Source organism: Agreia sp. (assembly GCF_964263775.1).
GTDB lineage: Bacteria > Actinomycetota > Actinomycetes > Actinomycetales > Microbacteriaceae > Agreia.
Window position 1 is genome coordinate 22002 of sequence record NZ_CAXVWM010000076.1, and the last position, 7032, is coordinate 29033.

At 68.1% G+C, this 7032-nt stretch carries 9 protein-coding genes; 5 read left to right on the forward strand and 4 right to left on the reverse strand.

What is annotated here, in order from left to right:
* Positions 1–122 precede the first annotated feature (122 nt).
* Entirely contained in the window at positions 123–1400 is a 1278-nt protein-coding gene (locus ACE5CZ_RS06210) for an ArgE/DapE family deacylase (RefSeq protein ID WP_374946465.1), read from the reverse strand.
* 195 nt (positions 1401–1595) lie between these two features.
* Complete coding sequence (locus ACE5CZ_RS06215; RefSeq protein ID WP_374946466.1) at positions 1596–3692, reverse strand: heavy metal translocating P-type ATPase; 2097 nt, start codon at positions 3690–3692, stop codon at positions 1596–1598.
* A gap of 131 nt (positions 3693–3823) precedes the next feature.
* Between ACE5CZ_RS06215 and ACE5CZ_RS06220 the strand changes: the two genes are divergently transcribed.
* Both ACE5CZ_RS06220 and ACE5CZ_RS06225 read left to right on the forward strand, forming a co-directional pair.
* Complete coding sequence (locus ACE5CZ_RS06220) at positions 3824–4174, forward strand: DUF3140 domain-containing protein (RefSeq protein WP_374946467.1); 351 nt, start codon at positions 3824–3826, stop codon at positions 4172–4174.
* A gap of 11 nt (positions 4175–4185) precedes the next feature.
* The gene (locus ACE5CZ_RS06225; RefSeq protein ID WP_374946468.1) at positions 4186–4389 is read left to right on the forward strand and encodes a DUF2945 domain-containing protein; all 204 of its coding nucleotides are present in this window, start codon (positions 4186–4188) and stop codon (positions 4387–4389) included.
* A gap of 3 nt (positions 4390–4392) precedes the next feature.
* On the opposite strand, the gene ACE5CZ_RS06230 is transcribed toward ACE5CZ_RS06225, so the two are convergent.
* Positions 4393–4740 (reverse strand): VOC family protein, encoded by a 348-nt coding sequence (locus tag ACE5CZ_RS06230; RefSeq protein ID WP_374946469.1) that lies wholly within the window; start codon positions 4738–4740, stop codon positions 4393–4395.
* A gap of 91 nt (positions 4741–4831) precedes the next feature.
* On the opposite strand from ACE5CZ_RS06230, the gene ACE5CZ_RS06235 reads away from it, so the two are divergent.
* Together ACE5CZ_RS06235 and ACE5CZ_RS06240 are read left to right on the forward strand one after the other, a co-directional pair.
* Entirely contained in the window at positions 4832–5278 is a 447-nt protein-coding gene (locus tag ACE5CZ_RS06235) for an MSMEG_6728 family protein (RefSeq protein WP_374946470.1), read from the forward strand.
* 14 nt (positions 5279–5292) lie between these two features.
* A complete protein-coding gene (locus ACE5CZ_RS06240; RefSeq protein ID WP_374946471.1) occupies positions 5293–6144 on the forward strand; it encodes an alpha/beta fold hydrolase in 852 nt (283 codons plus the stop codon).
* 15 nt (positions 6145–6159) lie between these two features.
* Here ACE5CZ_RS06240 and ACE5CZ_RS06245 read toward each other — a convergent pair whose 3' ends face one another.
* Positions 6160–6531, reverse strand: a complete 372-nt coding sequence (locus ACE5CZ_RS06245) for a DUF1622 domain-containing protein (protein ID WP_374946472.1) — start codon at positions 6529–6531, stop codon at positions 6160–6162.
* A gap of 129 nt (positions 6532–6660) precedes the next feature.
* On the opposite strand from ACE5CZ_RS06245, the gene ACE5CZ_RS06250 reads away from it, so the two are divergent.
* Positions 6661–6918 (forward strand): hypothetical protein, encoded by a 258-nt coding sequence (locus tag ACE5CZ_RS06250; RefSeq protein ID WP_374946473.1) that lies wholly within the window; start codon positions 6661–6663, stop codon positions 6916–6918.
* Positions 6919–7032: the final 114 nt, after the last annotated feature.

The window sequence follows — 7032 nt, forward strand, 5'->3', positions numbered from 1 at the left end:
GCCAATGGGGGGATCGTGGGCGCCATACGCACGGATCGTGCGCCGGGTGCGCACATCGTGCGTCGTACGCACGGATCACGCGCCGAGGAGGCGGTCGTCACGCCCGAACAGTGCGCGCGCGGCTACAGATGCGCGTCGCACCGCCGCACCGCGAGTACTGCGAGCGCGCGAGCCGTCTCGAGCAGTTCGGAGATGAGCACCTGTTCGCGCGGCGCGTGCGCGAACCGCACATCGCCCGGTCCGTAGTGCAGTGTCGGAATCAGGCCGAGTTGTGAATACAACCGCAGGTCGCTTCCATACGGCGCTCCGGCGCGCGCAGGCCCGTGGCCCGTGGTGTCCGACACTGCCGCGAACACCTCGTCGATGAGGTCGTGCTCGTCGTGGATTCGGCCGCTCGCGAACTGACCACCGGGCCAGGTGACCTCGGCCGGGTGATCGCGCAGCCATGCATCCCGGCTGCACGCCCGGGCGACGGCCGCCTCGAATTGCCAGCGTGCGGCATCCGGTGACTCGTCGAGCTGCACGCCCAACCGACCTTGGGCGACGAGCAGGTCGGGCACGCTGCTCGCCCAGTCGCCCGTCGTCACTCGGCCGATCGACAGGGGATACGGCAGGGGGCTGCCCGCGAAAAGCACGTGGGGATCGCGGTTCCGCTCTCGCTCCAACTCGCCGAGGGCCGAGTAGATCGGCAGAAAGGCGTCGAGGGCGCTGACTCCCTCGAGCCGGGTGCTGCCGTGTGCGGCTCGTCCGGCGACGCGGAGCTCGAACGTCAGGGCTCCGGCGTTCGCCGTGATGATGCGCCCGCTCGTGGGCTCGGTGATGACGGCCGCCTCGCCGCGGTGGCCGCGCATCATCGTGCCGAAGGCGCCCAGGCCGCCGTCTTCTTCGCTGACGACGGCGTGCACGGCGAACGGTTTCTCGAGCACGACACCGGATGCGCGGAGCGCCCGCGCGACCGCCATGTTCACGGCGACGCCCGCTTTCATGTCGCACGCGCCGCGGCCGTGCACAGCGCCGTCGTAGATGTCTGCGCTGAAGGGGTCGTTGTCCTTCCACTTCGACAGGTCGCCTGTCGGGACCACATCGATGTGGCCCTGCAGAACGAGAGTGGGAAGCTCGCCGCAGTGGCCGCCGATCGTTCCGACGACGCCGTAGGCCTCGGAGCGAGGTGCCTCCGACCCGGGAAAGTCGGCGTGCGAGCGAAGGTCGTCGAGGTCGAACTTCCAGTGGTCGACGTCGAAGTCGAGCATCGAGAGCTGTGTCGCCTGCTGCGCGTGCAGTTCGGTCTCGGCGTCGGCGCCCGTGATGCTCGGCACGCGAATGAGTTCTCGAAGGCTGTCGACGAGGGCGGTCTCGTCGATTGCGGATAGTACGGCGGATTCCGCGTCGGTGGGCTGCATACCCTGACCGTAGCGACTTCGACACGCACGAGTGTGCACTCCGACGCGCTGTGATCGCGCACGGAATCGGCGTGCGCGCATCCGATCGACGCGGGCCACTCGGTCGCTCGGTACTCAATGCAGGAGGAGCGCGTGGCCGGCGCCACTATCCACGCGGCAACGCTCTCCTCCTGAATTAGTTGCGCCGTTCTCGCGTCAGTGCCCCGGGCGCAAGTCGATGCGGCGCAGCAACTGCGCATTGAGTGCGACCACGATCGTCGACAGCGACATCAGCAGGGCGCCCACCTCCATGGGCAGAACGAAGCCGATGGGCGCGAGCACCCCGGCCGCGAGCGGCACCGACAGTAGGTTGTAGCCGGCCGCCCACCACAGGTTCTGCGTCATCTTGCGGTAGCCGGCCTTCGACAGGTCGATCACCGACACCACCGATCGGGGGTCGTCGCCGGCCAGAATGACGCCGGCCGCCGCGATGGCCACGTCGGTTCCGGCGCCGATCGCGATGCCGACGTCGGCCTGGGCGAGGGCGGGAGCGTCGTTCACGCCGTCGCCGACCATGGCCACCCTCCGTCCCTCCTGCTGCAGCTCGCGCACGGCTGATGACTTGTCTTCGGGGCGTACGCCCGCGTAGACGCGGTCGATGCCGACCTGCGCGGCCACCGAATGCGCCACGGCCTCGGCGTCGCCCGTGATCATCACGACCTGCACACCGCGGGCGGCGAGCGCCTCGACGGCCTCTTTCGATTCGGGGCGCGCGGCGTCGGCGAGGCCGATCGCTCCGATCACGGCGCCATCCAGAAGCACGTGCAGCACGATCGCGCCGTCTGTCGACCAGCCGCGCGTCGCATCCAGGGCCATGGCTCCCGACTGCTCGAGCAGCCGCGGCCCGCCCACGCTGACTGAGCGCCCGTCGACCGTGGCCTCGACGCCGACCGCGGTCGACGCGCGAAAGTGCGTGGCACGGCGAACGGCGACGCCGCGCCGGGTGGCCGCGGCCACGATCGCGCGGGCGACCGGATGCTCGGAGTCGGCCTCGGCGGATGCGGCCAGCGCCAGCAGGGCGTCGTCATCGAGCGCGCCGTCGGCTGAGAGCACGTGGGTGACCACGGGCGTGCCGGTCGTGAGGGTTCCGGTCTTGTCGAAGAGCACGGTGTCGACGGTGCGCATGCTCTCGAGCGCCAGGCGATCTGTGACGAGCACGCCGGCCCTCGCCGCGCGTTCGGTGGCGATCGAGACGACGAGGGGGATGGCCAGCCCGAGCGCGTGCGGGCAGGCGATCACGAGCACGGTGATGGTGCGCACGATGGCGTCGTCGGGGCTGCCCATCAGCGACCAGACCACGGCGGTGATCGCGGCCGAGCCGAGGGCGAACCAGAAGAGCCAGGCTGCGGCGCGGTCGGCGATGCGCTGTGCGCGGCTCGACGAGTTCTGCGCGTCGGTCACCAGCTTCTGAATGCCGGCCAGCGCGGTGTCGTCGCCGGTCGCGGTGACCCGGATGCGCAGGGCCGAGTCGGTCGCGACCGTTCCGGCGACCACGGCCTCGTCGACGCCGCGCGACACCGGCACTGATTCTCCCGTGATCATCGATTCGTCGATGTCGGCTGTGCCGTCGACGACCACGCCGTCGGCCGGCAGGCGAGCACCGGGTCGCACGATCACGATGTCGCCGCGCCGCAGCTCGGCCGGCCTGACGGAGACGATCGAGCCGTCGGCATCCACCCGCTCGGCCTCGTCGGGAAGCAGCGCGGCGAGGCTGTCGAGGGCGCTCGAGGCCTGGGCGAGCGAGCGCATCTCGATCCAGTGGCCGAGGAGCATGATGACGATCAGCAGGGCGAGTTCCCACCAGAAGTCGAGCTGGTCATCGAGCAGGCCGAGGGTTGCGCCCCAACTCGAGACGAAGGCCACGCTGATCGCGAGCGCGATGAGCAGCATCATGCCCGGCTGGCGAGCTCTGATCTCGCTCAGTCCGCCGGTGAGGAAGGGCGCGCCGCCCCAGACGAACATCACTGTGCCGAGCACGGGGGAGATGGCCGATACGGCGGCGTTGTCGGGCAGGTCGAAGCCGAGAATCCGGGCGAACATCGGCGAGAACGCGACGACGGGCAGGGCGAGAACGAGCATGATCCAGAACAGGCGGCGGAAGTGCGCCGCGTGACCGCCGTGGCCCCCGTGCGCCGAGTGATCGTGGCCGGAGTGGTCGCCGTGATCGTCGTGATCGTGGCCCGCATGACCGCCGTGATGGTGCTCGTCGTGCTCGGAATGGATGTGTTCGAGATGGTTGTGCGTGCTGCTCATGCCTCGAATGTATACCCCTAGGGGGTATCAAGCAAGCTGCGGGGCGACGGCGAGCGAACGAATGCTCACACAAACGAGTGCATTATTCAGTCCCCCCAGGTCAGCGGGCCCCGGGGGCGGATACTGAAGGCATGAGCGACAAAGACGACGACACAGATGACGACAATGCCGACGTCTGGACGGACTTCACCCACTCGGTGAACCTCACCCCCAAGGCGCTCGAGAAGTGGCTCTCGACAGACGAGTCGCGCAGCGTGGGGCAGAGCGTGGGAGGCGAGGCGATCGGCCATCGAAGCGGCCGGCACATCCTCTCGATCCTCGAGAAGAAGAAGTCCGACCTGACCAAGGCCGACTACGAACACATGCGCAAGGTGCTGGGCTACATCAAACGGCACTCGGCACAGCGCCCGAGTGGCGACGTGACTGACACGCCCTGGCGCTATTCACTGATGAACTGGGGCCACGACCCCCTCAAGAAGTAGGAGACGACACGATGACTTTTTCCACAGGCGACAAGGTGCGCTGGAACACCTCGCAGGGAGAGACCCACGGCACGATCGTCGAGAAGAAGACGAAGGATTTTCAGTTCGACGGCCAGAAGTTCACGGCCTCGAGCGACGATCCCGCGTATCTGGTCGAGAGCGAGAAATCGGGAAAGAAAGCCGCGCACATGGAGTCGGCGCTCAAGAAGGCCTGAGCGTCATCGGGCCGAGAGTACGCAGAACTCGTTGCCCTCGGGGTCGGCCAGCACGACCCAGCTCTGTTCTCCTTGGCCGACGTCCGACCGGGTGGCTCCCATCGCGAGCAGGCGTTCCACCTCGGCATGCTGGTCATCGGGCACAAAGTCGAGGTGCAGCCGGTTCTTCACGGTCTTGCCCTCGGGAACGTTCAGGAACAACAACGTCGGGGAGGAGCCATCGGGGTTCTTCAGTTCGATGCCCTCGTCGTCTTCATCGACGATCGGCCAGCCGAGGGCATCCGCCCACCAGTGGCCCTGCGCCACGAAGTCTTCGCAGTCGACGACGAGTTCTTCCCACATGAGTGTCATGCTCGAAACGCTACGCCGGGGCGATGGGCAATCGAAAGCCCCCGTCAACCGGCTGCGGCAATTCATCGGGCGCCGATACTCTCGCGTCATCATGCAGACGTTTCTTCCCTATGCCTCGTTCCGCGAGAGCGCCGCGGTTCTCGACCGGGCGCGGCTCGGCAAGCAACGCGTGGAGGCGCTGCAGGTTCTGCGGGCGGTGACAGTTCCCGGCTACGGCTGGCGCAATCATCCGGCCGCGAAGATGTGGCGCGGCTATGTGCCGGCCCTGGCCAAGTACGCGCTGGTCATGACGGATGCCTGGCTCGCGCGGGGTTTCGCAGACACAGTTCGGCCCCAGGTGCTCGAGTTCGCCCCCGAGGTCGACTCGCTGCCGCTGCACACCCTCGAGCTGCCGCCGTGGCTCGGAGACGAAGCGCTGCACCTCAGCCACCAATCGAACCTGGTGCGAAAAGACCGCGTCTTCTACGAGCCGCTCTTTCCCGGAGTGCCCGACGACCTGCCCTACGTCTGGCCTGCCGAGAGCCGTCCGACGCTCTGAGTATGCTTCGTCGTATGACTGAGTTCGCGACATCGGCAGACGGCACCCGCATCGCATACGATCGGCTCGGCAGCGGGGCAATCGCCATCATTCTGGTGGGCAGCGCCATGAACTACCGGGCCTTCGACCCCACGACGGCGCACATCGCAACACTGCTGGCCGACCAGGGGTTCTCTGTCATCAACTACGACCGGCGCGGGCGCGATGAGAGCGGCGACGCGGCCGAGTACGCGGTCGAGCGCGAGGTCGACGACATCGCCGCGTTGCTCGATGTGCTGGGCGGGCCCGCGGCGCTCTACGGCAACTCGTCGGGAGGAGCGCTCGCGCTGTGGGCCGCGGCGGCACCGGGCGTCGGCGAGCGCATCACCCGGCTCGCCCTCTTCGAGGTTCCGCTGACGCTCGAGGGCGAGGGCGACGACGGTGTCGAGCTGCGAACCATCACCGAGCTCGTGGCGGCAGGCGATCGCGAGGCCGTCGTCGGCTACTTCATGCGCCACATGCCGCCGCAGTGGCTCGAGGCAGCCAAGTCGTCGTCGGCGTGGCCCGACATGCTCGCGATCGCACACACCCTCGCCTACGACGTGGCCGTTCTCGACAAAGCCGACCACGCCCCGTGGGCCGAGCAGTGGGCATCCATCACCCAGCCCGTGATCGCCCTGGTGGGAGCCGAGACCCAGCCGATCTTTCCTCCCGTCGCCGCGGCCCTGGCCGAGGCGCTGCCCCACGCGCGCAGCGTCGAGATCGACGCGGCGAATCACAGCGTGCGCCCCGAGGTGATGGCCGCGATCCTCGGCGGCTTTCTCACCGGGCACGAAGAGCTCGCCGCGTTTGCCGAGTACCCCGACGAGCCACGTCAGCAGGTGTAGCGCGCCCGATCTGCGTCAATCCGCGGTAGGGTCGGCCGGGCCAGCGGCATCCTGTTTCTTCTGCCACGGCCAACGCCCCGAGATCTCGAGCTCAAGCGAGAAGCTGAGGAACGTGCGGATGAGCACGATTCCCGCGAGCACGGCCACGCTGTCGAGCGTCGGGGTGATCGCGACCGTGCGGATGATGTCTGCCGCGACGAGCAGCTCGAGCCCGAGCAGGATGCTGCGCCCCAGCGCCCGACGGTAGGGCACGTAGACGGCACCCTGCTTGCGAAGAAGACGGGAAAGAGCGATGACCGAGGCGAAGACCGCCCCGATGACGATGGCTCCGACCCCCGCCGCGTCGATGACCTTGCCTACGATCTCGATGATGTCGGTGAACTCCATGCTGTGAACTATGCCGCATGATCTCGACGACGGCGCGTCAATGGCGCGGCCGCGCCGCAAGCCCTTGCGCGCTCTCGTGACGGCGCCGATACTCGTCGAAACGCACGTCGTCGTACGAAAGGACATCTCATGGATCTCGGACCACTCGGCAGCTATCGCCTGCCCGCATCGATCAGCAGTGCATACGGAGTGACCACCGCCCAGGCGCTGGCCGACCAGCTCGGAGTCACGAAGCGCCCCACGGCCGACCTCGGCCACGAGGCCGACTCCGCGTACCAGAGCCTGAAGCGCGGCGACAGCAGCGCTGCCCGCACGCTGCTCGTAGACAAGTTGGGAGTCAGCGAAGCCAACGCCGACGCTGCGCTGGCGAAACTTCCCCAGCTCTGAGCGACCGGATGCCCGCCGTCGCCGCGCACGCGGCATCCCCCGATGAGTTCGCCCGTCGCCGCTCCGAACTGGAGCGGCACGCGGCGATCCTCTTCGTGGGGGCCGCCCTCACCA

Bases quoted from the DNA above. Each gene is read 5' to 3' on its own strand.
- ACE5CZ_RS06210 (WP_374946465.1), bottom strand. From the start codon at position 1,400: ATGCAGCCCACCGACGCGGAATCCGCCGTACTATCCGCAATCGACGAG.
- ACE5CZ_RS06215 (WP_374946466.1), bottom strand. From the start codon at position 3,692: ATGAGCAGCACGCACAACCATCTCGAACACATCCATTCCGAGCACGAC.
- ACE5CZ_RS06220 (WP_374946467.1), top strand. From the start codon at position 3,824: ATGAGCGACAAAGACGACGACACAGATGACGACAATGCCGACGTCTGG.
- ACE5CZ_RS06225 (WP_374946468.1), top strand. From the start codon at position 4,186: ATGACTTTTTCCACAGGCGACAAGGTGCGCTGGAACACCTCGCAGGGA.
- ACE5CZ_RS06230 (WP_374946469.1), bottom strand. From the start codon at position 4,740: ATGACACTCATGTGGGAAGAACTCGTCGTCGACTGCGAAGACTTCGTG.
- ACE5CZ_RS06235 (WP_374946470.1), top strand. From the start codon at position 4,832: ATGCAGACGTTTCTTCCCTATGCCTCGTTCCGCGAGAGCGCCGCGGTT.
- ACE5CZ_RS06240 (WP_374946471.1), top strand. From the start codon at position 5,293: ATGACTGAGTTCGCGACATCGGCAGACGGCACCCGCATCGCATACGAT.
- ACE5CZ_RS06245 (WP_374946472.1), bottom strand. From the start codon at position 6,531: ATGGAGTTCACCGACATCATCGAGATCGTAGGCAAGGTCATCGACGCG.
- ACE5CZ_RS06250 (WP_374946473.1), top strand. From the start codon at position 6,661: ATGGATCTCGGACCACTCGGCAGCTATCGCCTGCCCGCATCGATCAGC.